This window comes from Modestobacter sp. SYSU DS0657, assembly GCF_054050925.1.
Genome location: NZ_JBJHAG010000005.1, coordinates 152,085 through 175,316 on the forward strand (window position 1 = coordinate 152,085; position 23,232 = coordinate 175,316).

Here is a 23,232-nt window from a genome sequence, read left to right on the forward strand (position 1 = left end):
ACCTGGGCTGGGTCGTCCTCCGGCTGGTCAGCTTCGGGCCCGACGGCCAGCAGCGCAAGATCAGGGGGCGCAGGTGATCCCCTCGGGCGGCGCGACCAGGTCGATCAGGTAGGCGTTCACCGCCTGGGTCACGCACTCGGTCTTGGGGTAGGCGGTGTGCCCGCTGCCCTCCCAGGTCAGCAGCACGCTGTTGGCCAGCTCCGCGGCCATGTCCGCCGCGCCCTGCGGTGGGGTCACCGGGTCGCCCTGGGTGCCGATGACCATGATCGGCGCGCTGCCCTCGGCGTCGCGCTCGGGCAGCGGGGTGGTCGGGGCGTCCCAGGCCGAGCAGGTGTAGAGCCCCAGGGCCGCGTCGGCCCCGAAGAGCGGGTACCGGCCGTTCCAGTCGGCGGCCAGCGCCGCGACCTGGTCGGTGGTGAACTGCTCCTGCCCGTCGGCGCAGCTGATCGCCAGGTTGGCGTCGACGACGTTGCTGTAGCTGCCGTCGTCGCTGCGGCCGGTGTAGGTGTCGGCGAGGGTCAGGATGCCGGCGGCGTCGCCGTCGCGGGCGGCGGCCAGCGACTGGGCCAGCTGCGGCCAGGCGCTGGGCTGGTACAGCGCCGAGCGCACCCCGTTGAGCACCAGGCCGGCAGTGGCCTGGCGGGTCTCGCCCTCGCGGGAGCTGGGGATCGGGGCCGCGGCCGCCTGATCGAGGATGCCGTTGAGCGCCGCCCGCGGGTCGTCGCCCAGCGGGCAGCCGCTGATCAGGCCCGTGCAGTTGCCGGCGAACGCGTCGAAGGCGGCCTCGAAGCCGGCGGCCTGCGCCTCGGCCCGCTCCTGGGCGGTGGCGGTCGGGTCGACCGCGCCGTCGAGCGCCAGGGCACGCACCCGCTCGGGGAACAGCTCGGCGTAGGTCGAGCCCAGCGTCGTGCCGTAGGAGTAGCCGAGGAAGGTCAGCTGCTCGTCGCCGAGCGACTCGCGCACCAGGTCCAGGTCCCGGGCGGTGTCGACGGTGTTGAACGCGCCCAGCGCCTCGCCGTACTCCTCCTCGCAGCTCGCTGCGACGTCCTCGACCAGGTCGAAGGTGGTGGCGAGGGAGTCGGCGTCCAGCGCGCGCGGGTTGCTCGCGAACAGCGCGTCCTTCTGCTCGTCGGAGATGCACTCGACCGGCCGGGAGAACCCGACCCCGCGCGGGTCGACGCCCACGACGTCGAACCGGGCCAGCACCTCCGGCGGGAGCGTCAGCGCCGCCTGGATCGCCGCGTCGCCGGCCGAGAAGCCCGGGCCGCCGGGGTTGACCACCAGCGAGCCGATCTTGTCGGTCTGCCCGGCGGCGGTGGCACGCAGCAGGAACAGCTCCAGGTCGCCGCCCTCGAGGTCGTCGTAGTCGGCCGGCACGGGGGTGGTGCCGCACTCGAAGAGCAGCTCGCGCTCCGAGCCGGGGCGCCCGGCGATGATCTGGTCGATGTCGGCGTCGCAGTCGGTCCACTCGATCGGCTGCGCCTCCGGCTCGGCGGGGCCGGTGGGGGAGCTGCTGGCCTGCCCGGCGTCGTCACCGGAGGAGGTGCAGCCGCTCAGCGCCACGGCGGCGGCGAGGAGGGCCCCTCCCAGGGCGGCGAGCGGTCGGCGGTGCGCGTCCATGATCGTCAAGCGTAGGAGGCGATCGCGGTGGTGGCCGCCGCAACCACCGTGGCGTATCCCTCAGCCGCCCGGCTGCTCGGGTCCAGCCGCCCGGCTGCTCGGGTCGAGCCGGCTCGGCTGCTGGGCTTCAGCCGGCCCGGTTGCCCGGGCTCGGGTGCTCCGGCTCAGCCGCCGAGGACCTCGCCCAGGTCGTACCGCACCGGCACCTCGAGCTGGTCGTAGGTGCACGAGCGGGCGTCCCGGTCGGTGCGCCACCGCTGGAACTGGCCGGTGTGCCGCAGCCGGCTGCCCTCCAGCTGGTCGTACCTGATCTCCACCACGAGCTCCGGGCGCAGCGGCACCCAGGAGAGGTCCTTGCCGGCGTTCCAGCGGCTGGTCGCCCCGGGCATCCGGCGCTCGGCGTCCTCGCCCGGCCCTGCTGCCGACGTGGACGCGTTGGCCCAGTCCTGCCACGGGTGGCCGTCGAGCGCCTGGGCGCGGTAGGGGGCGAGCTCCTCGACCAGTTCGGCGCGGCGCTTCATGGTGAAGGAGGCGGCGACGCCGATGTGCTGCAGGGTGCCGGCGTCGTCGTAGAGGCCGAGCAGCAGCGACCCGACGACCGGGCCGCTCTTGTGCCAGCGGAAACCGGCGACCACGCAGTCGGCAGTGCGCACGTGCTTGACCTTGGTCATCACCCGCTGGTCGGGGGAGTAGGGCCGGTCGCCGCGCTTGGCGATGACGCCGTCCAGACCGGCGCCCTCGAACTCGCGGAACCACCGCTGCCCGGTCTCCGCGTCCTGGGTGATCGTGCTGACGAACACCGGTGCCTCGGCGGTGGCCAGCGCCTCCCGCAGCCGCGCCTGCCGCTGCGCGAACGGGGCCTCCATCAGCGACTCGTCGCCGAGGGCGAGCAGGTCGAAGGCGACGAAGGACGCCGGGGTCTCGGCGGCCAGCTTGGTGACCCGGGAGGCGGCCGGGTGGATCCGCTGGAGCAGGGACTCGAAGTCGAGCCGGTCGCCCCGCGGGACGACGATCTCGCCGTCGACCACGCACCGCTCGGGCAGCTGCGCCTTCGCCGCCGCGACGACGTCGGGGAAGTAGCGGGTCAGCGGGCGCTCGTTGCGGCTGCCCAGCTCGACCTCGTCACCGTCCCGGAAGACGATGCAGCGGAACCCGTCCCACTTCGGCTCGTAGAACCAGCCCTCGCCGGTGGGCAGCGCGGCCGCGGGCTTGGCGAGCATCGGCTTGACCGGGGGCAGCACGGGCAGGTCCATGCCGGCCAGTCAAGCAGCCCGGAGCGGTCGGCGAGCGGACCGAACCCGGCGTGCTCCGAGCTCGTCCAGCGGGGCGGTGGGTCGGCCGCCCGCGGGACAGCAGCGCACACGTCGACGCCCTCCCGGGACGACACCGGCCACCCCGCTGAGTCGCCGTCGAGCCGGCGATGACCTCCCGTCCCTGACGGCGGAGCAGCTGGCCGCGCGCGCCACGTCGACATGGCGCCACGTCGACATGGCGCCACGTCGACATGGCGCCACGTCGACATGGCGCCACGTCGACATGGCGTGGTGGCGACATGGCGCGGTGGCGACATGGCGGCACCGACCTGCGGCTCAGAAGGGCGGCGGTTCGTCGGCCGGTTGCGATCGCGGTGGCGGCTGAAGGACCCCCGTGCCCCCGGCCACTGGCGAGCTCGCGTCGTCGGGACCCTGCACGGGGGCCGAATCGGGTGGTCGCGCGCCGGGTGGCTCGGGTTCCCTTGGTCGGAGGCCGGGTGGTCGGGTGGTGCGGGTGACCCCGCTCGGGGTGGTGACGGTGAGGGTGCCGTCGGGGGTCATGGCGAAGTGCCAGCCGGGGGCGAAGGTCTTGAGCCGGTGGTGGCTGCGGCACAGGCAGCAGAGGTTGGTGCAGTCGGTGGCGCCGCCGCAGGCGTGGGGGACGACGTGGTCGAGGTCGGCCCAGCCCACGCGTTGGCCGCAGCCGGGGAACCGGCAGCGGCGGTCGCGGGTGGTCACGAAGGAACGCTGGCGGGGCGTGGGCTCGTAGCGCTCGGTGGGTGGCGGCGGCCCGAGCACCGGACAGCTGCACGGCCCGCTGCCGTCGCCGTCGCGTTCGTCGTTGTCGCGTTCACCGCCGGTGCTGTTGTCGGGGTGGTCGGGGCAGCCGCGCTTCGCGAGCCGGGCGAGTTCGGCCGGCGTCACGGTGGCGAGCAGTTCGCCGCCGTCGAGGCCGGTGATCGCGTAGCTGAGCGTGCCGCCGTCGGGTGCGGTGAGGCCGAGGGCGCCGACCCGGGCCAGGAGGTCGCGCAGGTGGGCGGCGGTGATCGGCAACCCGTTCACCTCACCCGGGGTGACCCCGCCCTCCAGCGCCTCCAAGGCGGCGGTGATCGTCAGGTTCGCGGCCACCAGCGGCAGGCCGTGGTCGGCGGGGCGGAGGATCAGCGCCGCGGCCACGAGGGTGCGCAGCTGACCGATGGGCCGGGGGTCCCCGTCGGCCTCGAGCATCCGGGCCAGCTGGTCGAACAGGTCGTGGGCCTGGGCGGCCTGACCGGCGGGCAGGTCCACCGCCAGTACCGCCCGCCCATCCGAGGCGGACGGGTACACGTGCACGTCAGCGCTCTTCTCCGCCTCGGCCCGCGCCTCTTCCGCGGCGTCGGCGTCCAGTTGCAGCACAAGTTCGGTGGCACGCTTCTTCATCGCCGACACCGACAAGTCGGCCGCCTCGTGGAGCAGCGCCTCCTCTACCCGCCCCGCCACCTCGGCGGGAGTGGACTTCAGCGCGTCGGCGAGCTGCTGCGCCCGCCGCTCGTCCAGCTCCCCGGCCCGCAGCGCGGCGAAGGTGGCCGGGAGCTTGTCCCGCCACACCAGCGCCCGGGTGAGTCGGATCGCCGCCGTCCCCCGCCCCACGTTGAGCACCGTGGCCAGCTCGGCGGTGAAGAACTCGCTGATCTCACCCTCGCCCGGCTGCGCCGTCCAGCCCGCCCGGCGGGCACCCGGGTGGTCCGGTGCCGGATCCGCCGACCCGGGACGATCAGCGGCCAAGGCCAGGATCAGCTCCGCCTCGTGCGCGGTGTCCTGCGCGCGGCGCCGCTGCACCCGCTGCAGCTCCTCGGCCAGCTCCTCGTCGGTCAGCCAGGCAGCGGGCAGCCGGGAGGGCTCGACGGGGTGCTCGAGAGTCCAGTCCACCACCAGCCCCTCGACCACGCTCGAACCACGCCTCCGCGACATGACCCGAACATACGTTCGAGGTGCGACAGTTCCGGCAGGTCGGTCAAGCGGTGGTCGCACCGTGGCGCCGCCGTCCGACCGTTGATCCGCACCAGGATGGGGCTCGGCGGACGCAGGGTCGCGCCACCTGCGGCGGCTGGCCGCGAGATCAGCGCAGCGCGTAGCGGCTGAAGAGGACGCCGTCCTCGGTGAGCGCCTGGAGTAGCTCGGCCCGCAGCGGGGTGGCGAGCGCGGCGGGCACGAGCCCGGGCCCGCCGCCGACCAGCAGCGGGGAGATCGACAGGTCCAGCTCGTCGACCACGTCCGCGGTCAGCGCCGCCTGCACCAGCGCCGGCCCGCCCTCGCAGACCAGCTGCTCCAGCCCCCGTGCGACCAGGGCGTCCAGCGCTGCGGGCAGGTCGACGTCGTCGTCACCGCAGACGAGCACCTCGACCCCGGCAGCGGACAGCGCCTCCCGCCGCCCACGGTCGGCCGCCGCGCAGGTGACCAGCACGGTGGGCACGACGGCATCGGTCACCAGCTGGTCGTCCGGCCGCAGCGATGCCCGCCGCGACACGACCACCACCGGCATCACCGCCTCGCGCCCCAGGGACGTGCGCAGCCGGCCGACGGCGGAGTCCGGGAGCACCGGGTGGTACCCCTCGGCCGCCGCCGTCCCGGCCCCGACGAGCACGGCGTCGGACAGTGCCCGCAGGGTGCGGAACACCCGGCGGTCGCCGTCGGAGCCCAGCGGTCCGCTGCGCCCGTCGACGCTGATCGCGCCGTCCAGCGAGGCGATGAAGTCGACCCGCAGGTGCCGGCCCGGCGCGACCCGGTAGGCGTCGGCCAGGCCGGCGGGGTCGCGGGGGAGCTCGTGCACCGTCAGCGGGTGCTGAGCACGGCCGCGCTCTCGGCGGGCACGGTCACGGTGGCACCGTCCAGCCCCGGCGCCTCGCCGGTGCTGAACAGCACGTCACCGGCCGCCGCGTCCAGCTCGATCCGCCGCTGCTCACCCGACAGGTTGGCCACCACGCGCAGCGACCCGCGCTCGACGACCACCCAGCGCTCGTCGTCGTCCCAGGTGACGCCCGTCGTGGACAGGTCGGGGTCGAGCAGCTCGGGGTGCTGCTTGCGCAGCGCCAGCAGCGTCTTGTGGGTGGCCAGCAGGGTGGCGTGCGGCTCCTGCGCCAGCTCGGACCAGTCGAGCTTGGACCGGGTGAAGGTCTCCGGGTCCTGCGGGTCGGGGACGACGGCGGCGTCCCACCCGTGCGCGGCGAACTCACCGATCCGGCCCTCGGCGGTCGCCTTGCCCAGCTCCGGCTCGGGGTGGCTGGTGAAGAACTGCCACGGCGTCGAGGCGCCCCACTCCTCACCCATGAACAGCATCGGCGTGAACGGGCTGGTCAGCACCAGGGTGGCGCCGACGGCGAGCAGGCCGGGGGAGAGGGAGGCCGAGATCCGGTCACCGACGGCGCGGTTGCCGATCTGGTCGTGGTCCTGCAGGTACCCGAGGAACTTCCAGCCCGGCAGCTGGGTGGTGTCGACCGGCCGGCCGTGGTGGCGGCGGCGGAAGCTGGACCAGTCGCCGGCGTGGAAGTAGGCGCCGGTGAGCACCCGGGCCAGGCCCTCGAGGCCGGCGTCGGCGAAGTCGGCGTAGTAGCCCTGCGCCTCACCGGTCAGCTGGGTGTGCAGCGAGTGGTGGAAGTCGTCGCTCCACTGCGCGTCGATGCCGGTGCCGCCGGCCACCCGGGGGGTGACCAGCCGGGGGTCGTTGAGGTCGCTCTCGGCGATCAGCGTCAGCGGGCGGCCGAGCGCGACCGACAGCTTCTCGGTCTCGATCGCCATCTCCTCCAGCACGTGGGTGGCGCGCTCGTCGACCAGCGCGTGCACGGCGTCCAGCCGGAGCCCGTCGACGTGCATGTCGCGCAGCCACATCTGCACGTTGTCGAGGATGTAACGGCGCACCTCGTCGGAGTCGGGGCCGGACAGGTTGACCGAGTTGCCCCAGGTGTTCGCCCCGCCCTCGCTGAAGATCGGCATGAACTCGGGCAGGTAGTTCCCCGACGGGCCGAGGTGGTTGTAGACGACGTCCTGGATCACGCCCAGGCCGCGCTGGTGGCAGGCGTCGACGAACCGCTGGTAGGCGGCCGGGCCGCCGTAGGTCTCCTGCACGGCGTACCAGGCGACGCCGTCGTAACCCCAGTTGTGGGTGCCGTTGAAGGCGTTGACCGGCAGCACCTCGACGAAGTCGACGCCGAGGTCGACCAGGTGGCCGAGCCGGTCGATCGCGGCGTCCAGCGTCCCCTCGGGGGTGAACGTGCCGACGTGCATCTCGTAGACGACGCCCCCGGCGAGCGGCCGGCCGGTCCAGGCGGCGTCGCCCCACGAGTACGTGGCGGGGTCGAAGCGGCGGGACAGCCCGTGCACGCCGTCGGGCTGGCGGCGGGAGCGCGGGTCGGGGCGGGGCGTCTCGTTGTCGTCAAGCAGGAAGCCGTAGTCGCTCTCGGGCTCCGCGGGCACGGTGGCCCGCCACCAGCCCTCGTCGTCGCGCTGCATGTCGTGCACCTGGCCGTCGACCTGCAGGCGCACCCGCTCGGGCAGCGGGGCCCAGACGGAGAACTCGACGGGCTCGGGCATGCGGGGGCCTCCTGGACGGCGGGACGGGGGTGGCTGCCCGATCATGCCCGCCCGGCGGCCGGTCAACCGTGCCGCGCGACACCCGCCGGAGCCGGGTGGCCGGGGCCAGTGCCCCGACCACCCGGCCGGTCGATCAGACGGACAGGACCTGGCCGACGTAGATCAGGTGCGGGTTGCTGACGACGCCGCGGTTCTGGTCGAACAGCTGCTGCCAGCTGGTGCCGTGCGCGGCCGCGATCGTCCCGAGCGTGTCGCCCGGCGCGACCGTGTAGCTGCCGCCGGTCGCCGCGGGAGCGGGAGCGGGCGCGGGGGCCGGGGCGGGGGCCGGTGCCGGAGCGGCGGCGACGGGCGTCGTCCCCTCCGTCAGGTGCCGCCCGCAGACCGGCCACGCGCCGACGCCCTGGCCGTCGAGCACCCGCTCGGCGACGGTGATCTGCTGCGCCGGGGACGCCAGGTCGGCGCGCGGCGCGAACTCCAGGCCGCCGTAGCCCTCCCAGGTGGGCTGGAAGAACTGCAGGCCGCCGTAGTAACCGTTGCCGGTGTTGATGCTCCAGTCGCCGCCGGACTCGCACTGGGCGACACCGCTCCAGTCGTGCTGCGGCGCGGCGGACGCCGGGGCGGCGAAGGCGCCGACCGCCAGGGCGGCGGCACCGGTGGTGAGGGCGCCGCGGCGGACCAGTCGGCGGGTACGGGTGGATTCGGGCATGGGGATCCTCCGATCGCCGCCTGCGAGGTGAGCTGTCGGGTTCGGGCGATCGGTGCCCGGCCGCGCGCACGGGCCGGCGCCCCGGCTCGGGAGCCGGGCGTCGGACGTGCGGAACGGCTTCACCCCGAGGCGCGCGCACGGTCGCGCGGTCGCGCCGGAGATGGGTCCCCCGCCCCCGTCCTGGGGTTCGGTTGAGGTCACCGGCGGACGGGGCTGGGCGGTCCGGTGCCGTGCCCGGCCGGGAACGCCCGGGCACTCGACCGACGCTAGGTGCCTGTCGGCTGTCCCGCAGGCTCATCGGCGACAGGCCAGGCCCTGCTCACCGCGCGTCGACGACCGTGCACGGACGGTTGAGATCCGGTACGTGGAGGTTCATGGTCGCTCGCTCGGACACGCCGCCGCGCCCCCCCGCCCCGGTGCCGGGGCCCGCCGCGAGTGCGCGAGCGGTGGGGGCGAGGGGGCCCGTCGTCAGTCGCGGACCAGCAGGGCCACCGGCAGCCGGGAGAGCAGCTGCTCGACCCCGACGCCGCCGGCGTCGGAGACCAGGCGGGCGCCGGTGAACAGGTCGCGCCACGCACCGGTGGGCAGCGCCAGCCCGGTGTCGCCCCAGCCGGACTCGGCCAGGCGCACCGGCCGGCGGGTCGCCACGGTCACCGCACCACCGCGGTCGAAGGCGACGGCGTGGTCGGCCGCGGCCCCGGTCACCTGCACCGGGGTGTACCCGGCGAAGGCGTCCGGGTGCTCCCGCCGGTGGCGCAGGGTGCGGGAGACGACCAGCAGCTTCGCGGCGCCCTCCTCGTCGACCGGCGGCACCCACCCCTCGTCGAGCCGGGTCAGCAGCCGGCGCCGCAGGTCGTAGTCGACCGGACGGCGGTTGTCCGGGTCGACCAGGGAGAAGTCCCAGAGCTCGGTGCCCTGGTACACGTCCGGGAGGCCGGGGACGGTCAGCTGCAGCAGCTTCTGCGACAGCGAGTTCGACCAGCCGAACGGCGCGATCCGGGCCACGAACCGCTCGATCTCCGCGTGCGTGGTCGCGTCGTCGAACGCGGCGTCGACCAGCGCGTGCAGCTGGTCCTCGAACTCCTGCACCGGGTTGGTCCAGGTGGTCGAGGTGCCGGCCTCGCGCGCCGCCTTCTCCACGTAGCCGTGCGCCCGTTCGCGGGAGAGCGGCCAGGCGCCGACCAGGTTCTGCCACACCAGGTGCGCCAGCGACCGGTCGGCCAGCGGGTGCCGGCCCAGCCAGCCGCGCACCAGGCCGGCCCACTCGGTCGGGATCTCGGCCAGCACCGCCAGCCGGGCGCGGACGTCCTCGCTGCGCTTGGTGTCGTGCGTGGACAGCGTGGTCATCGACGCCGGCTTGACCTGCTGCCGGTGCTGCTGCGCCGCGTGGAACTCCGCGACCGAGCTGCCGAACCGCGCCGGGTCGCCACCCACCTCGTTGAGCGCCACGAACCGCGCCCACCGGTAGTAGGCGCTGTCCTCCACGCCCTTGGCCATGACCGGACCGGAGGTCTGCTCGAAGCGGGTGGCCAGCTCGGTGCCGGCCGACCCGAGCAGCGGGTGCAGCGCGTCGACGGCGGCGGCCAGGTCGGGCCGCCGCAGCTTGACCGCGGCGACCGTCTCGTCCAGGTGCTCCCGGCCGTCGGGCAGGTAGCTGCGGTACACCGGGAAGGAGGCCAGCAGCTCGGCCAGCCCTTCCGTCACCTGCTCGGGCGGCATGCCCGGCAGGTCGCCGACGATCCGCTGGAGCCGGGCCACCTCCGAGCCGAGCATCCCGTCGGTGACCTCGCGCTTGCAGTCGTGCACGAGCTGCGCGTAGTCGACCCGGTGCCCGGCCAGCTCGGTGTCCAGCGCGGTGAACGCGGGCTCGCCGGCCGGGTCGACCAGCACCCCGTCCACCTCGGTGAGCGCGTCGTAGCCCGTCGTCCCGGCCGTCCTCCAGCTGCCCGGCAGCTCCTCACCGGGTTCGAGGATCTTCTCCACCACGGTCCACCGGTCACCGGTCGCCGCGGCCAGGGAGTCCAGGTAGCCCTTGGGGTCGGCGAGGCCGTCGGGGTGGTCGATCCGCAGCGCGTCGACCGATCCGTCCTCCACCAGCTCCACGATCAGCGCGTGGGTGGCCCGGAAGACCTCCGGGTCCTCCACCCGCAGCCCGGCGAGGGTGTTGATCGCGAAGAACCGCCGGTAGTTGAGCTGGTCGTCGGCGCGGCGCCAGTCGACCAGCTCGTAGTGCTGCCGGTCGTGCACCGCGGCCGGGTCGTCCCCGGCCCGACCCGTGCCCGGCGCCACCGGGAAGCGGTTGTCGTAGTAGTGCAGCTCCAGCTCGCCGTCGACCTCGACCAGCTGCAGCTGCGTCACGTCGTCCGCACTGCCCAGCACCGGGATGCGCACCCGTCCGCCGCCGAAGTCCCAGTCGACGTCGAAGGCGTCGGCGTGCGCGGACCCCCGCCCGTGCTTCAGCAGGTCCCACCACCAGCCGGACTCGTGCGCGTCGGAGACGCCCATGTGGTTGGGCACGAGGTCCAGCACCAGCCCGAGGCCGTGCTCGTGCAGGCGGGCCACGAACCGGTCCAGGCCCTCGCGGCCGCCGCGTGGCTCGTCGACGTGCGCGTGGTCGGTGGTGTCGTAGCCGTGCGTGCTGCCCGCCGCCGACCGCAGCAGCGGGGACGAGTAGGCGTGGCTCACCCCGAGGTCGGCCAGGTAGCCGGCCACCGACGCCGCGTCGTCCAGCGTGAAGTCGGCGGTCACCTGCAGCCGGTAGGTGCTCGAGGGCACGTCCCGGCGCTCGCCGGTGGACGGCGACGTCACGACGCGGCCGCCTGCAGCACGACCGTCGACCGCGGCCGCAGGGTGACCTTCCCGCCGGCCTTCACCGCGACCGGCTCGACCTCGCCCAGCTCGGCGGTGTCGACGACGAGCGTCCACTCCTCCGCGTAGTCGACGCCGGGCAGGGTGAACTCGATCGCCTCGTGCGAGGCGTTGAACGCCAGGTAGAAGTGGTCGTCGCTGACGTACTCGCCGCGGTCGTCCATCTCCCGGATGCCGTGGCCGTTGAGGTACATCGCCAGCGACTTGGCGGAGCCGTCGGACCAGTCGGCGTCGTCCATCGGCTCGCCGTCGGCCCCCAGCCAGGCGATGTCCTGCTGCGGGTCGGTCTCCTCCCACGGCACCGGGCGCCCGTGGAAGAACCGCCGACGGCGGAACGTGGGGTGGTCGGTGCGCAGCCGGGTGACCAGCTTGGTGAACTCCAGCAGCCCCTCGTCGACGTTCTCCCAGTCGATCCAGGTCAGCTCGGAGTCCTGGCAGTAGCCGTTGTTGTTGCCGCGCTGGGTGCGCCCCAGCTCGTCGCCGTGCAGCAGCATCGGCACGCCCTGGCTGAGCATGAGCGTGGCGATGAAGTTGCGGCGCTGGCGGGCCCGCAGCTCGAGCACCTCGGGGTCCTTCGTCGGGCCCTCGACGCCGCAGTTCCAGCTGCGGTTGTGGCTCTCGCCGTCGTTGTTGCCCTCGCCGTTGGCCTCGTTGTGCTTCTCGTTGTACGAGACCAGGTCGTTCAGGGTGAACCCGTCGTGGGCGGTGACGAAGTTGATGCTCGCCACCGGCCGGCGGCCGGCGTGCTGGTAGAGGTCGGCCGAGCCGGAGATGCGGCTGGCGAACTCGCCGAGGGTGCCCTCCTCGCCGCGCCAGTAGTCACGCACGCTGTCGCGGTACTTGCCGTTCCACTCGGTCCACAGCGCCGGGAAGTTGCCGACCTGGTAGCCGCCGTCCCCGACGTCCCAGGGCTCGGCGATCAGCTTCACCTGGCTGACGATCGGGTCCTGGTGCACCAGGTCGAAGAAGGCGGACAGCCGGTCGACCTCGTGGAACTGGCGGGCCAGGGTGGAGGCCAGGTCGAAGCGGAAGCCGTCGACGTGCATCTCGGTGACCCAGTAGCGCAGCGAGTCCATGATCAGCTGCAGCGACTGCGGGTCGCGGACGTTGAGCGAGTTCCCGGTGCCGGTGGTGTCCATGTAGTACTGCTCGTCGCCCTCGACCAGCCGGTAGTAGGCCCGGTTGTCGATGCCCTTGAACGACAGCGTCGGGCCCAGGTGGTTGCCCTCGGCGGTGTGGTTGTAGACCACGTCGAGGATGACCTCGATGCCCGCCTCGTGCAGGGCGCGGACCATGCCCTTGAACTCCTGCACCTGCTGCCCGTCGGTCGACTGGGCGTACTCGTTGTGCGGGGCGAAGAAGCCGATCGTGTTGTAGCCCCAGTAGTTGCGCAGGCCCTTCTGCAACAGGGTGTCGTCCTGCACGAACTGGTGCACCGGCATCAGCTCGATGGCGGTGACCCCGAGGTCGGTCAGGTGCTCGATGACCGCCGGGTGGGCGATGCCGGCGTAGGTGCCGCGCAGCTCCTCCGGCACCCGCGGGTGGGTCATCGTCAGCCCCTTGACGTGGGCCTCGTAGATGACGGTCTTCTGGTACGGGGTCTTCGGCGGCCGGTCGGTGCCCCAGTCGAAGAACGGGCTGACGACGACGGACTTCGGCATGTGCGCGGCGGAGTCCTCGTCGTTCCGCTCACCGGACTCGAAGTGGTAGCCGAAGACCGACTCGTCCCAGTCGATCTGCCCGTCGATCGCCTTGGCGTAGGGGTCGAGCAGCAGCTTGTTCGGATTGCAGCGCAGGCCCTGCGCCGGGTCGTTGGGGCCGTACACCCGGTAGCCGTAGCGCTGCCCGGGCTGGATCCCCGGGAGGAAGGCGTGCCAGACGAACGCGTCGCGCTCGGGGAGCCGGACGCGCTCCTCGTTGCCCTGGTCGTCGAACAGGCAGAGCTCGACCTTCTCGGCGACCTCGCTGTAGAGGGCGAAGTTCGTGCCGGTGCCGTCGTACGTCGCACCGAGCGGGTAGTCGGAACCGGGCCACACCTGGGTGGTCATGGGAGAGCTCGTCCTCCTGGCTGAGGCCCCCCGGGACGGGGGCTGGCGTCACACCCCCGGTCCGCGACCGGGCCAGGGGTTCGCCGTCGGATGCCCGGAAAGGACCCCGATCACACCTGTCGCCTCCACCACTCTGCGGGTGGGCGGGACACGTCGTCGCGGTCTTCCGGGCAGGTCGCCCCGCAGTGTGCCAACTCCGGCACCGGATGACGATCATGGTCGGGCCGTAGGCCCGGACGGTCGCCGCGGATCGTTCTGTCGCACCCCCGTCGTACCGTCGACGCCGTGCGCACATCCACCGAGCTGCGGCCCACCCAGGGCCGGTTCCGGGTCGTCAGCGAGTTCGAGCCCTCGGGCGACCAGCCGGCGGCGATCAAGGCCCTGGCCGAGCGGGTGAACGCGGGGGAGACGGACACGGTCCTGCTCGGCGCCACCGGCACCGGCAAGTCGGCCACCACTGCCTGGCTGATCGAGCAGGTGCAGCGCCCCACGCTGGTGATGGCGCCCAACAAGACCCTCGCGGCGCAGCTGGCCAACGAGTTCCGCGAGCTGCTGCCCGACGCGGCGGTGGAGTACTTCGTCTCGTACTACGACTACTACCAGCCCGAGGCGTACGTCCCGCAGACCGACACCTACATCGAGAAGGACTCCTCGATCAACGAGGAGGTGGAGCGGCTGCGCCACTCGGCGACGAACAGCCTGCTCACCCGTCGCGACGTCATCGTCGTCTCCACCGTCTCCTGCATCTACGGCCTCGGGACGCCGGAGGAGTACGTCGACCGGGCGCTGAAGATCAAGGTGGGGGAGGACCGCGACCGCGACGAGCTGCTGCGCACGCTGGTCACCGAGCAGTACACGCGCAACGACCTGGCCTTCACCCGGGGCACGTTCCGGGTGCGCGGCGACACGATCGAGGTCTTCCCGGTCTACGAGGAGCTCGCGGTCCGGATCGAGATGTTCGGCGACGAGGTCGAGCGGCTCTACTACCTGCACCCGCTCACCGGCGAGGTGGTCCGCGAGGTCGACGAGCTGTTCGTCTTCCCGGCCACCCACTACGTCGCCGGCCCGGAGCGGATGGAGCGGGCGATCGCCACCATCGAGGCCGAGCTCGAGCAGCGGCTGGCCGAGCTCGACCGGCAGGGGAAGCTGCTGGAGTCCCAGCGGCTGCGCATGCGCACCACCTACGACATCGAGATGATGCGCCAGGTCGGCTTCTGCTCCGGCATCGAGAACTACTCGCGGCACATCGACGGGCGCGCTCCCGGCAGCGCCGGCGCCTGCCTCATCGACTACTTCCCCGACGACTTCCTGCTGGTCATCGACGAGTCGCACGTGACGGTGCCGCAGATCGGCGGCATGTACGAGGGCGACATGAGCCGCAAGCGCACCCTGGTCGAGCACGGCTTCCGGCTGCCCTCGGCGATGGACAACCGGCCGCTGAAGTGGGAGGAGTTCACCGACCGCATCCACCAGACCGTCTACCTCTCCGCGACACCGGGGAACTACGAGCTGGGCCGGGTGCAGGGCGACGTCGTCGAGCAGGTCATCCGGCCGACCGGCCTGGTCGACCCGGAGGTCGTGGTCAAGCCGACCAAGGGCCAGATCGACGACCTGGTGCACGAGATCCGGGTCAGGGTCGAGCGGGACGAACGCATCCTCGTCACCACGCTGACCAAGAAGATGTCCGAGGACCTCACCGACTACCTGCTCGAGCTGGGCATCAAGGTTCGGTACCTGCACTCCGAGGTCGACACCCTGCGCCGCGTCGAGCTGCTGCGCGAGCTGCGGCAGGGTGAGTACGACGTGCTGGTCGGCATCAACCTGCTGCGCGAGGGGCTCGACCTGCCCGAGGTGTCCCTGGTGGCGATCCTCGACGCCGACAAGGAGGGCTTCCTCCGGTCCGGCACCTCGCTGATCCAGACGATCGGCCGGGCGGCGCGCAACGTCTCCGGGCAGGTGCACATGTACGCCGACAAGATCACCCCGTCGATGGCGCAGGCGATCGACGAGACCAACCGGCGCCGCGAGAAGCAGATCGCCTACAACACCGAGCACGGCATCGACCCGCAGCCGCTGCGCAAGAAGATCGTCGACATCCTCGACGGCATCTACAAGGCGGCGGAGGAGGCCGAGGAGTCGACCGAGCTGCTGGGCGGTTCGGGGCGGCAGCAGTCCCGTGGCAAGGCGCCGGTGCCCGGGCTGTCGTCGAAGGGCAAGGCCGGTTCCACCAAGGGCAAGGCCGGCTCGATCGACGTGCAGGGTCTCCCGCGCAACGAGCTCGCCGACATGATCACCCAGATGAACGACCAGATGCTCGCCGCCGCCCGGGAGCTGCAGTTCGAGGTCGCCGCGCGGCTGCGCGACGAGCTGACCGAGCTGAAGAAGGAACTGCGCCAGCTCGACGCCGCACACGCCTGAAGAAGGACCCCCTCGCCCCCCCGAGAAGGACCTCGTCCCCCTCATCCCTCGCAAGCTCGGGCGAGCCTCCGGACGAGGCCGTCCGAGGCTCGCGGCGGGCCCCTGCGAGGAGGCCGGGTGGGGCGGGAACTCCCCGGGCGGTTCGCGCGTTGGGCGGCAGCGGACCCCCACTGCGGGCGCTCGAGTAGCGGCGCGGCTGCTGCCGGTGGTGACATGGTCCGACGTGGAGGGGAGTATCCCTGCGCGGCAGTGGTCGTCAGCACGGGTCGCCCCGACCCCGGCCCTGTCGGTCGGCCCGGGTCCGGGACGGCGGGAGAGACCTCCGGTACTGACAGCTGCCAGTGAACCGGAGGAATCCGTTGGACGTCCCACTCTGGGTCTGGGCGATCACCGTCGCCGCCATCATCGGGATGCTGGTGTTCGACTTCGTCGGACACGTCCGCACCCCGCACGCCCCCACGCTGAAGGAGTCGGCCACCTGGTCGGCGGTCTACGTCGGCATCGCGCTGGTCTTCGGACTGCTGGTGCTCTGGTTCGCCGGCGGCACGTACGGCGGTGAGTACTTCGCCGGCTGGGTCACCGAGAAGAGCCTCTCGGTCGACAACCTCTTCGTCTTCGTGCTGATCATGGCCAGCTTCGCCGTGCCCCGGGAGCTGCAGCAGAAGGTGCTGCTCTTCGGCATCGCCTTCGCGCTCGTGCTGCGGACGGTGTTCATCTTCGTCGGCGCCGCCGCCATCGAGAACTTCAGCTTCGTCTTCTACATCTTCGGCGGCTTCCTCATCTGGACGGCGATCGCGCAGGCGCGCAGCGGCGGGCACGACGAGGACGAGGAGTTCAAGGAGAACGCCGTCCTGCGGCTGACCCGCAAGGTGCTGCCGACGACGCAGGAGTACCACTCCGACCGGCTCACCGCGAAGATCGACGGCAAGCGCCACATCACCCCGCTGGCCATCGCGCTGATCGCCATCGGCAGCGCCGACATCCTCTTCGCCGTCGACTCGATCCCGGCGATCTTCGGTCTCACCCAGGAGACCTACCTGGTCTTCACCGCCAACGCCTTCGCCCTGCTCGGCCTGCGGCAGCTGTTCTTCCTGCTCGACGGCCTGCTCGACAAGCTGGTGTACCTCGCCTACGGCCTGGCGGTCATCCTCGGGTTCATCGGCATCAAGCTGGTCATCCACGCGCTGCACGAGAACGAGCTGCCGTTCATCAACGGTGGTGAGCACGTCACCGCGATCCCGGAGATCCCGACCTGGCTGTCGCTGGTCGTCATCCTGGTCACCCTGGTGGTGACCACCGTGGCCAGCCTGCGCAAGAACAAGAAGGACGAGGCCCGGCGGGCCCAGCGCACCGGCGCGGGCGACCCCGGCGCCGACCGGACCGGGCGGAACATCGGTGCCCCGGGCGACCCCGAGCGTGCTTCCGAAGACGGCCTGCCGGAGCCCCGGCAGGCGGCGGTCACCAAGTCCGACCGACCCGACCGGGGCTGAACGACCCGCCCGCCGGTGTCCCTGGGGCACCGGCGGGCGGGCGCACCACGAACCCCCGCCACGTCCTGGCAGGTGGTTGGTGCAACTGACTTGTAGAGTGCCGGTACGTGGAGCTCCCCGTCTGGTTCGAGATCTCGACGTTCGTGGGGCTCACCGTCCTGCTGCTCGCCGACCTCGCGATCGTCGCCCGTCGTCCGCACGAGCCCTCCGTGAAGGAGGCGACCGCCTGGGTCACCTTCTACGTGGGGTTGGCGCTGTTGTTCGGGCTGCTGCTGCTCGCTGTCACCGACGGGGCGTTCGCCACCGAGTTCTACGCGGGCTGGCTGACCGAGTACTCGCTCTCGGTCGACAACCTCTTCGTCTTCGTGATCATCATGGCCCGCTTCCAGGTGCCCCGGAAGCTGCAGCAAGAGGTCCTGATGGTCGGGATCATCATCGCGCTGGTGCTGCGCGGGATCTTCATCCTGGCCGGTGCCGCCCTGATCGAGCAGTTCATCTGGGTCTTCTACCTCTTCGGCGCCTTCCTGGTCTGGACCGCCGTCAACCTGGTCCGGCACCGCGACGAGGACGAGGACTACGAGGAGAACGCGCTCATCCGCCGCATGCGGCGGGTGCTCCCGATGACCGCCGAGTACCACGGCAGCAAGGTCCGGGTCGAGCGCGACGGCACGAAGCTCTGGACCCCGATGATCGTGGTGTTCCTGGCGCTGGGCACCACCGACCTGCTGTTCGCGCTGGACAGCATCCCGGCGATCTTCGGCCTCACCCGGGAGGCGTTCATCGTCTTCACCGCGAACGTCTTCGCGTTGATGGGGCTACGCCAGCTGTACTTCCTGCTCGGCGGCCTGCTCAAGCGCCTGGTCTACCTGTCCCTCGGGCTGGCGGTCATCCTGGCCTTCATCGGGGTGAAGCTGGTCCTCGAGGCGCTGCACGAGAACCAGTACCCGTTCGCCGGGGAACGTGCCCCGCTGGAGGCGGTGCCCACCGTGCCCACCTGGCTGTCACTCGCGGTGATCCTCGTCGTCCTCGTGGTGGCGACCGTGGCCAGCCTGCTGAAGACCCGCGGCGAGGAGGCCCCGTCGGGGCCGGCCGCCGTGACCGGCGAGCCGCCCGTGGAGACCGACGAGACCGGTCGCACCGTGCCCGACACCGCGGAGACCGGCCGCGCCGAGGTGGTCGAGGAGCCCCGGGGCAGCTGAGCCGGGTCAGCGGGGCGGCATCGTCCCGGGCTCCACGACGGCGCCGCCGGCCGCGACCAGCTCGCCGTCCCGCCAGACCTCCCGGATCCGCCCGGCCAGCCCGGTCAGGTCCCGGGCGTCCCCGCCCAGCACGACGACGTCGGCCCGCTTGCCCGGCTCCAGGCTGCCGAGGGAGTCGGCGACACCCAACAGCCGCGCCGCGGACAGCGTGGTGGCGTGCCAGGCCTGCTCCGGGGTCATGCCGCAGCCGGCCATCAGTCCGAGTTCGCTGAGGTTGTCCCCGTGCGGGCCCACGCCGCTGTCGGTGCCCATGGCGATCCGCACCCCGGCGTCGGCGGCCCGGGACACCGCCTCGTCGTGCACCGCCTGCACGGCGCGCGCCTTCGCCACCACCGCGTCGGGGAGCGCCGCACCGGCGTCGGCAGCGGTGAGCACCGCCCGGGGCGCGGCGAGGGTGGGCACCAGCCAGGTGCCGTGCTCGAGCATCAGCTCGATCGCCTCGTCGTCGAGGTAGATGCCGTGCTCGATGGAGCGGATGCCCGCCCGGACGGCGGCCTTGATCCCCTCCGCGCCCTGCGCGTGCGCCATCACCGCGACGCCGGCGGCCTCGGCCTCCTCGACCAGCACGGCGAGCTCGGCGGGGCGAAAGTGCGGGTGGCGCGGGTCGTCCCGGGCGGAGAGCACGCCACCGCTGGTGGCGACCTTGAGGACGTCGGCGCCGGCGCGCAGCAGCTCGCGCACGGTGCGGCGCATCTCGTCCGGTCCGTCGACGATCGTCCGCGGGCGGCCCGGGTGCGGCCCGAGCAGCGGCAGCTCGGCCCCGCAGACGTGCCAGCCGTCGCCGTGGCCGCCGGTCTGGGACAGCATGCTGATCGCGATCTGCAGCCGCGGCCCGGCGGTGAGCCCGCGCCGGACCGCCTCGGCCACGCCCAGGTCGGCGCCCCCGGCGTCGCGCACCGAGGTGATGCCCTGCGCGAGGGTGCGCCGCAGGTTCTGCGCGGCCTCGAAGAAGCCGTAGCTGAACGGCGTCTGCAGGTGCCGCAGGGTGTCGACGCCGCTGAGCATCACGTGCACGTGGCAGTCGAAGAGGCCGGGCAGCACGGTGGCGCCCGTGCAGTCGACGACCTCGTCGCCGTCCAGGCCCGTACCGACCTCCACGATCCGGCCGTCCTGCACCGCGACGTCGGCGGGCGCGGCCGGGCTGCCCGTGCCGTCGAGGACCTGACCGCCGGAGAACACGCGTCGCGTCATGCGGGCACCCTAGGTCCTCACCCGTTAGCGGTGCTCACCATCTGACCCGCGCGGGGCCTGGGCTAGCGTCGCGGACATGCGGCCGACCGACCTCTCCCTGCTGCGCGTCCCCGGTGTGCCCGCGGTCTCCCCCGACGGGCGGACCGCGGTCGTCGCGGTGACCCGGCTGGACCTGGACGCCGACGAGTACCGCAGCCAGCTGTGGACCGTGCCCACCGACGGGTCGGCCCCGGCTCGCCCGCTCACCGCCGGGCACCGCGACTCCGCCCCCGCGTTCTCCCCGGACGGCCACTGGCTCGCCTACCTGGCCGCCGAGCCGAAGGGCGCGCCACAGCTGCACGTGCTGCCGGTCGCGGGCGGCGCCCCCCGCCGGCTCACCGACCACCACCTGGGCGCCGGCGCCCCGGCCTGGTCGCCGGACTCGCGGCGGCTGGCGTACACGGCCCGGGTGCCCGAGGCCGGCCGGTACGGCACCGACGAGGACGTCGCCCCGGCGGCGGAGGCGCCGCGCCTGATCACCACCCTGAAGTACCGCAGCGACGACGTCGGCTTCACCACCGACCGGCGCCGCCACGTGTTCGTCGTCGACCTGCCCGGCGACGCCGACGACACCGCCGTCCCGCTGCCGGAGCCGGTTCAGGTGACCGGCGGCGCCCAGGACGACGCCGACGTCGCCTGGAGCCCGGACGGCGCGCTGCTCGCCTTCGTCTCCGCCCGCCACGAGCGGGCCGACGCCGACCTGGTCAGCGACGTCTTCGTGGTGCGCCCCGACGGGTCCGGGCTGCGCCGGGTCACGCAGAGCCGCTCGGCCGTCGCCTCCCCGGCCTGGGACCCGGCGGGGGAGACCCTCTGGTTCTCCGCGCAGCCCGACCTGGGTGACAGCGGCCGGGACTTCGTCGGCCGAAACACCACGCTGTGCCGGGCGCCCGCCGCCGGCGGCCCGGTCACGCCGGTGCTCGACCCGGAGACGCACGACCGGGGCGACGAGACCCCGGCGACCGTCGTCACGCCCGACGGCGTGCTGTTCGGGGTGCAGCGCCGCGGCGCGGTCGAGCTGCTGCGGGTGCCGCTGGGCGGCGGGGAGCCCGAGGCGCTGATCGACGGCCCGTACACGGTGCGGGGGATCGGGGCCGGTGGGGGCGTCGTCGTCGCCACCGTCGCGCACGACCGGTCGGCCGGCGAGCTGATCGCGATCACCCCCGGACGACGCCGGCTGCTCACCGGGTTCGGCGCTCCGCTGCAGGAGACCGGCCGGCTGCACCGGATGCGTGAGCGGACCGCCACCGCCCCCGACGGCTACCCGGTGCACGGCTGGCTGACCACGCCGCCCGGACCCGGGCCGCACCCGGTGCTGCTCACCGTGCACGGCGGGCCGTTCAGCCAGTACGGCTGGACCCTGTTCGACGAGACCCAGGCCTACGTCGAGGCCGGCTACGCGGTGCTCATGTGCAACCCGCGCGGGTCCTCGGGCTACGGGCAGGAGCACGGCCGGGTGATCAAGGAGCACATGGGGGAGCTGGACGCCGACGACGTGCTGGCCTTCCTCGACGACGCGCTCACCGACCCGCAGCTGGACGCCTCCCGGGTGGGGCTGATGGGCGGCTCCTACGGCGGCTACATGACCACCCTGCTGCTGGGGCGCACCGACCGGTTCGTCGCCGGGATCAGCGAGCGGGCGTTCAACGACCCGGTCAGCTTCGTCGGGTCGTCGGACATCGGCTGGTTCTTCCCCGACGAGTACCTGGGCACCGACCCCGAGCGGGTCGCCGCCCAGTCGGCGCTGGCGCACGCGCACCGGATCACCACGCCGACGTTCATCATCCACTCCGAGGAGGACTGGCGCTGCCCGCTGGAGCAGGGCACCCGGCTGTACGTGGAGCTCAAGCGCCGCGGCGTGCCCACCGAGCTGCTGCTGTTCCCCGGCGAGGGCCACGAGCTGTCCCGCTCCGGCCGGCCCAAGCACCGGCTGGCCCGGCTGGAGCACGTGCTGCGCTGGTGGGCCCGCTGGCTGCCCACGCCGCAGAACCGGGCCGGGGTGGCCGAGCTGCCGGTGGGCGCCGAACCGGCCGCTCCGGTGGGGGAGGAGGCGGTGGACGCCCAGCTCGACGTGGGGATCGAGGCGGCGGCCGACGGCGAGGCCGGCGGACGGCGCGACGACACGCTCAGCGTGCCGGCCACCCGGCTGTGACCCCGCAGCTGCGCGCGGCTGCCCCGGAGCTGGCCGCCACCGCGCTGCGGACGGTCCAGGAGGAGTTCCCCAACGGGTTGTACGTGCACTACCGCGCGCCCGGGGACGCACCGGAGCGCCCGCGCGACCGGCACCCCGCGTTCTACGGCAGCTACGACTGGCACTCCGCGGTGGAGATGCACTGGGTGCTGCTCCGGCTGCTGCGGATCGCCGGTGACCGGGTGCCGGCCGCGGAGGTCCGGGCGGTGCTCGACGCGCACTGGACGCCGGAGGCGATCGCGGCGGAGGTGGCGCACGCGGCCGGGAACCCCGGCTGGGAGCGGTCGTACGGCTGGGCCTGGGCGCTGACGCTGGTGGAGGAGGCGGCGTCCTGGGCGGCGAAGGCCGACGCCCCGGACGACGTGCGCCGGTGGGCCGCGACCCTGCAGCCGCTCGCCGACCACTTCCTCGCCGCCTACGCGCGCTGGCTGCCCGGGGCGACCTACCCGGTGCGCACCGGGCTGCACCCGAACAGCGCCTTCGGCCTGCTGATGGCCCTGCCGGCCGCCCGGCGGGCGGAGGTCGACGGGATGCTGGCCGACGCCGCCCGGCGCTGGTTCGCCGCGGACACCGACGCGCCGGTGCGCTGGGAGCCCTCCGGCTCGGACTTCCTGTCGCCGTCCCTGGTCGAGGCGGTGCTCATGTCCGTCGTCGTGCCGGACTTCCCGGCCTGGCTGTCGGCCTTCCTGCCCGGCCTCGCCGACGGGCCGCTGTTCGGCCCCGCCGTGGTCGGCGACGCGAGCGACGGGCAGACCGCGCACCTGCACGGGCTGAACCTGAGCCGGGCGTGGTGCCTGGGACGGCTCGCCGGTGCCCTGCCGTCCTCGGACCGCCGCGTCGCCACCCTGCGAGCATCCGCCGAGCAGCACGCCGCGGCGGCGCTGCCGCACGTCAGCGGAAGCGACTACATGGTCGAGCACTGGTTGGCCGCCTACGCCCTGCTGTACCTCGATACTGACCGCTGAGTCGCCGGCGCCGGTGCCCGCGGTCCCGGCGCGGCACGATCGCAGGGAGGTCGGCATGGGGTCGCCGAGGACGTGGCTCGCGGGGCTGCCGCGGCGGCGCCGCCGCTGGCTGGTCGCGGGGCTGTCCATCGCGGCGTACGCCGCCGGCTACGTGGTGGTCGTCGCCCTGATCGCCCAGGTGCGGGAGAGCCCGGCCGACTGGACGGGGCCGCTCCCGGCGTTCCTGGGAGCCGCCGTCGGCGCCTCGTTCGGCGCCTGGCTGCAGGCGCGCCGACTGGGCGGCGTCGACCGGGCGGAGGACTTCCGGGGCGCGCTGCGGTCGGGGCGGCTCCCTGACGGCGCCGACCCGCTGCACTGGCGCCGGTCGCTGCTCCGGGAACGCCGCGTCCTGCGCGGGCAGCTGGCCGCGGGGCTCGTGCTGGTGGCGTGCCTGGTCATCGCCGTGCTTGCTCTCCTGCCCGGCCGGAACGACTGGCCGGGCAGCGCGCTGCCCCTCGGCGCGCTCGCCGTGCTGCTCGTCGTCATCGGGTGGGGAGCCGTGCGGGGAACCCGCCGGATCGACCGCCTGCTGCAGCAGCTCCCCGACGGCAGCAGTGCCCGGCCCCCGGGGTGAGCCGCAGC

Annotated in this window: 15 protein-coding genes; 6 read left to right on the forward strand and 9 right to left on the reverse strand. The window is 73.3% G+C overall.

Annotated features, from left to right (window positions below; translation table 11 throughout):
• Window positions 1–60: 60 nt before the first annotated feature.
• From ACI79A_RS05665 to glgX, 8 genes are all read right to left on the reverse strand, one after another.
• On the reverse strand, window positions 61–1,620 hold the full coding sequence (locus tag ACI79A_RS05665; RefSeq protein ID WP_457080836.1) for an alpha/beta hydrolase: 1,560 nt from the start codon (window positions 1,618–1,620) through the stop codon (window positions 61–63).
• Between the two features lie 164 nt (window positions 1,621–1,784).
• Entirely contained in the window at window positions 1,785–2,873 is a 1,089-nt protein-coding gene (locus ACI79A_RS05670; protein ID WP_457080839.1) for an ATP-dependent DNA ligase, read from the reverse strand.
• 336 nt (window positions 2,874–3,209) lie between these two features.
• Window positions 3,210–4,823, reverse strand: a complete 1,614-nt coding sequence (locus tag ACI79A_RS05675) for a DUF222 domain-containing protein (protein ID WP_457080841.1) — start codon at window positions 4,821–4,823, stop codon at window positions 3,210–3,212.
• A gap of 148 nt (window positions 4,824–4,971) precedes the next feature.
• Complete coding sequence (locus ACI79A_RS05680; protein WP_457080843.1) at window positions 4,972–5,682, reverse strand: dihydrofolate reductase family protein; 711 nt, start codon at window positions 5,680–5,682, stop codon at window positions 4,972–4,974.
• Between the two features lie 2 nt (window positions 5,683–5,684).
• Window positions 5,685–7,439: a malto-oligosyltrehalose trehalohydrolase gene (gene treZ, locus ACI79A_RS05685; RefSeq protein WP_457080845.1), complete on the reverse strand. Its 1,755-nt coding sequence runs from the start codon at window positions 7,437–7,439 to the stop codon at window positions 5,685–5,687.
• Window positions 7,440–7,572: 133 nt separating this feature from the next.
• The gene (locus ACI79A_RS05690; protein ID WP_457080847.1) at window positions 7,573–8,145 is read right to left on the reverse strand and encodes a transglycosylase family protein; all 573 of its coding nucleotides are present in this window, start codon (window positions 8,143–8,145) and stop codon (window positions 7,573–7,575) included.
• A gap of 468 nt (window positions 8,146–8,613) precedes the next feature.
• Complete coding sequence (gene treY, locus ACI79A_RS05695) at window positions 8,614–10,953, reverse strand: malto-oligosyltrehalose synthase (protein ID WP_457080849.1); 2,340 nt, start codon at window positions 10,951–10,953, stop codon at window positions 8,614–8,616.
• Window positions 10,950–13,061 (reverse strand): glycogen debranching protein GlgX, encoded by a 2,112-nt coding sequence (glgX, locus tag ACI79A_RS05700; protein WP_457080852.1) that lies wholly within the window; start codon window positions 13,059–13,061, stop codon window positions 10,950–10,952. Before glgX ends, treY begins: the two co-directional genes overlap by 4 nt.
• 285 nt (window positions 13,062–13,346) lie before the next feature.
• Between glgX and uvrB the strand changes: the two genes are divergently transcribed.
• The 3 genes from uvrB to ACI79A_RS05715 all read left to right on the forward strand — a co-directional run bounded on the left by uvrB (window position 13,347) and on the right by ACI79A_RS05715 (window position 18,168).
• Complete coding sequence (gene uvrB, locus ACI79A_RS05705; protein WP_457080854.1) at window positions 13,347–15,479, forward strand: excinuclease ABC subunit UvrB; 2,133 nt, start codon at window positions 13,347–13,349, stop codon at window positions 15,477–15,479.
• 359 nt (window positions 15,480–15,838) lie between these two features.
• Entirely contained in the window at window positions 15,839–16,969 is a 1,131-nt protein-coding gene (locus tag ACI79A_RS05710; protein ID WP_457080856.1) for a TerC family protein, read from the forward strand.
• A 107-nt stretch (window positions 16,970–17,076) separates the two neighbouring features.
• On the forward strand, window positions 17,077–18,168 hold the full coding sequence (locus tag ACI79A_RS05715) for a TerC family protein (protein ID WP_457080858.1): 1,092 nt from the start codon (window positions 17,077–17,079) through the stop codon (window positions 18,166–18,168).
• A gap of 6 nt (window positions 18,169–18,174) precedes the next feature.
• On the opposite strand, the gene ACI79A_RS05720 is transcribed toward ACI79A_RS05715, so the two are convergent.
• Window positions 18,175–19,419, reverse strand: a complete 1,245-nt coding sequence (locus tag ACI79A_RS05720; RefSeq protein WP_457080860.1) for an amidohydrolase family protein — start codon at window positions 19,417–19,419, stop codon at window positions 18,175–18,177.
• A 76-nt stretch (window positions 19,420–19,495) separates the two neighbouring features.
• On the opposite strand from ACI79A_RS05720, the gene ACI79A_RS05725 reads away from it, so the two are divergent.
• Genes ACI79A_RS05725 through ACI79A_RS05735 form a run of 3 tightly spaced genes read left to right on the forward strand, consistent with a single transcriptional unit; the run spans window position 19,496 to window position 23,224 of the window.
• Complete coding sequence (locus ACI79A_RS05725) at window positions 19,496–21,607, forward strand: prolyl oligopeptidase family serine peptidase (RefSeq protein ID WP_457080862.1); 2,112 nt, start codon at window positions 19,496–19,498, stop codon at window positions 21,605–21,607.
• Window positions 21,604–22,611: a DUF2891 domain-containing protein gene (locus ACI79A_RS05730; RefSeq protein ID WP_457080864.1), complete on the forward strand. Its 1,008-nt coding sequence runs from the start codon at window positions 21,604–21,606 to the stop codon at window positions 22,609–22,611. The genes ACI79A_RS05725 and ACI79A_RS05730 overlap by 4 nt, the downstream gene beginning before the upstream one ends.
• A gap of 55 nt (window positions 22,612–22,666) precedes the next feature.
• Window positions 22,667–23,224, forward strand: a complete 558-nt coding sequence (locus ACI79A_RS05735) for a hypothetical protein (protein ID WP_457080866.1) — start codon at window positions 22,667–22,669, stop codon at window positions 23,222–23,224.
• Window positions 23,225–23,232: the final 8 nt, after the last annotated feature.

What these genes read in the sequence shown, in the direction of transcription:
- glgX (WP_457080852.1), bottom strand. Translation starts at nt 13,061, where the DNA reads ATGACCACCCAGGTGTGGCCCGGTTCCGACTACCCGCTCGGTGCGACG.
- ACI79A_RS05670 (WP_457080839.1), bottom strand. Translation starts at nt 2,873, where the DNA reads ATGGACCTGCCCGTGCTGCCCCCGGTCAAGCCGATGCTCGCCAAGCCC.
- ACI79A_RS05665 (WP_457080836.1), bottom strand. Translation starts at nt 1,620, where the DNA reads ATGGACGCGCACCGCCGACCGCTCGCCGCCCTGGGAGGGGCCCTCCTC.
- ACI79A_RS05675 (WP_457080841.1), bottom strand. Translation starts at nt 4,823, where the DNA reads ATGTCGCGGAGGCGTGGTTCGAGCGTGGTCGAGGGGCTGGTGGTGGAC.
- ACI79A_RS05735 (WP_457080866.1), top strand. Translation starts at nt 22,667, where the DNA reads ATGGGGTCGCCGAGGACGTGGCTCGCGGGGCTGCCGCGGCGGCGCCGC.
- ACI79A_RS05690 (WP_457080847.1), bottom strand. Translation starts at nt 8,145, where the DNA reads ATGCCCGAATCCACCCGTACCCGCCGACTGGTCCGCCGCGGCGCCCTC.
- treZ (WP_457080845.1), bottom strand. Translation starts at nt 7,439, where the DNA reads ATGCCCGAGCCCGTCGAGTTCTCCGTCTGGGCCCCGCTGCCCGAGCGG.
- ACI79A_RS05725 (WP_457080862.1), top strand. Translation starts at nt 19,496, where the DNA reads ATGCGGCCGACCGACCTCTCCCTGCTGCGCGTCCCCGGTGTGCCCGCG.
- ACI79A_RS05720 (WP_457080860.1), bottom strand. Translation starts at nt 19,419, where the DNA reads ATGACGCGACGCGTGTTCTCCGGCGGTCAGGTCCTCGACGGCACGGGC.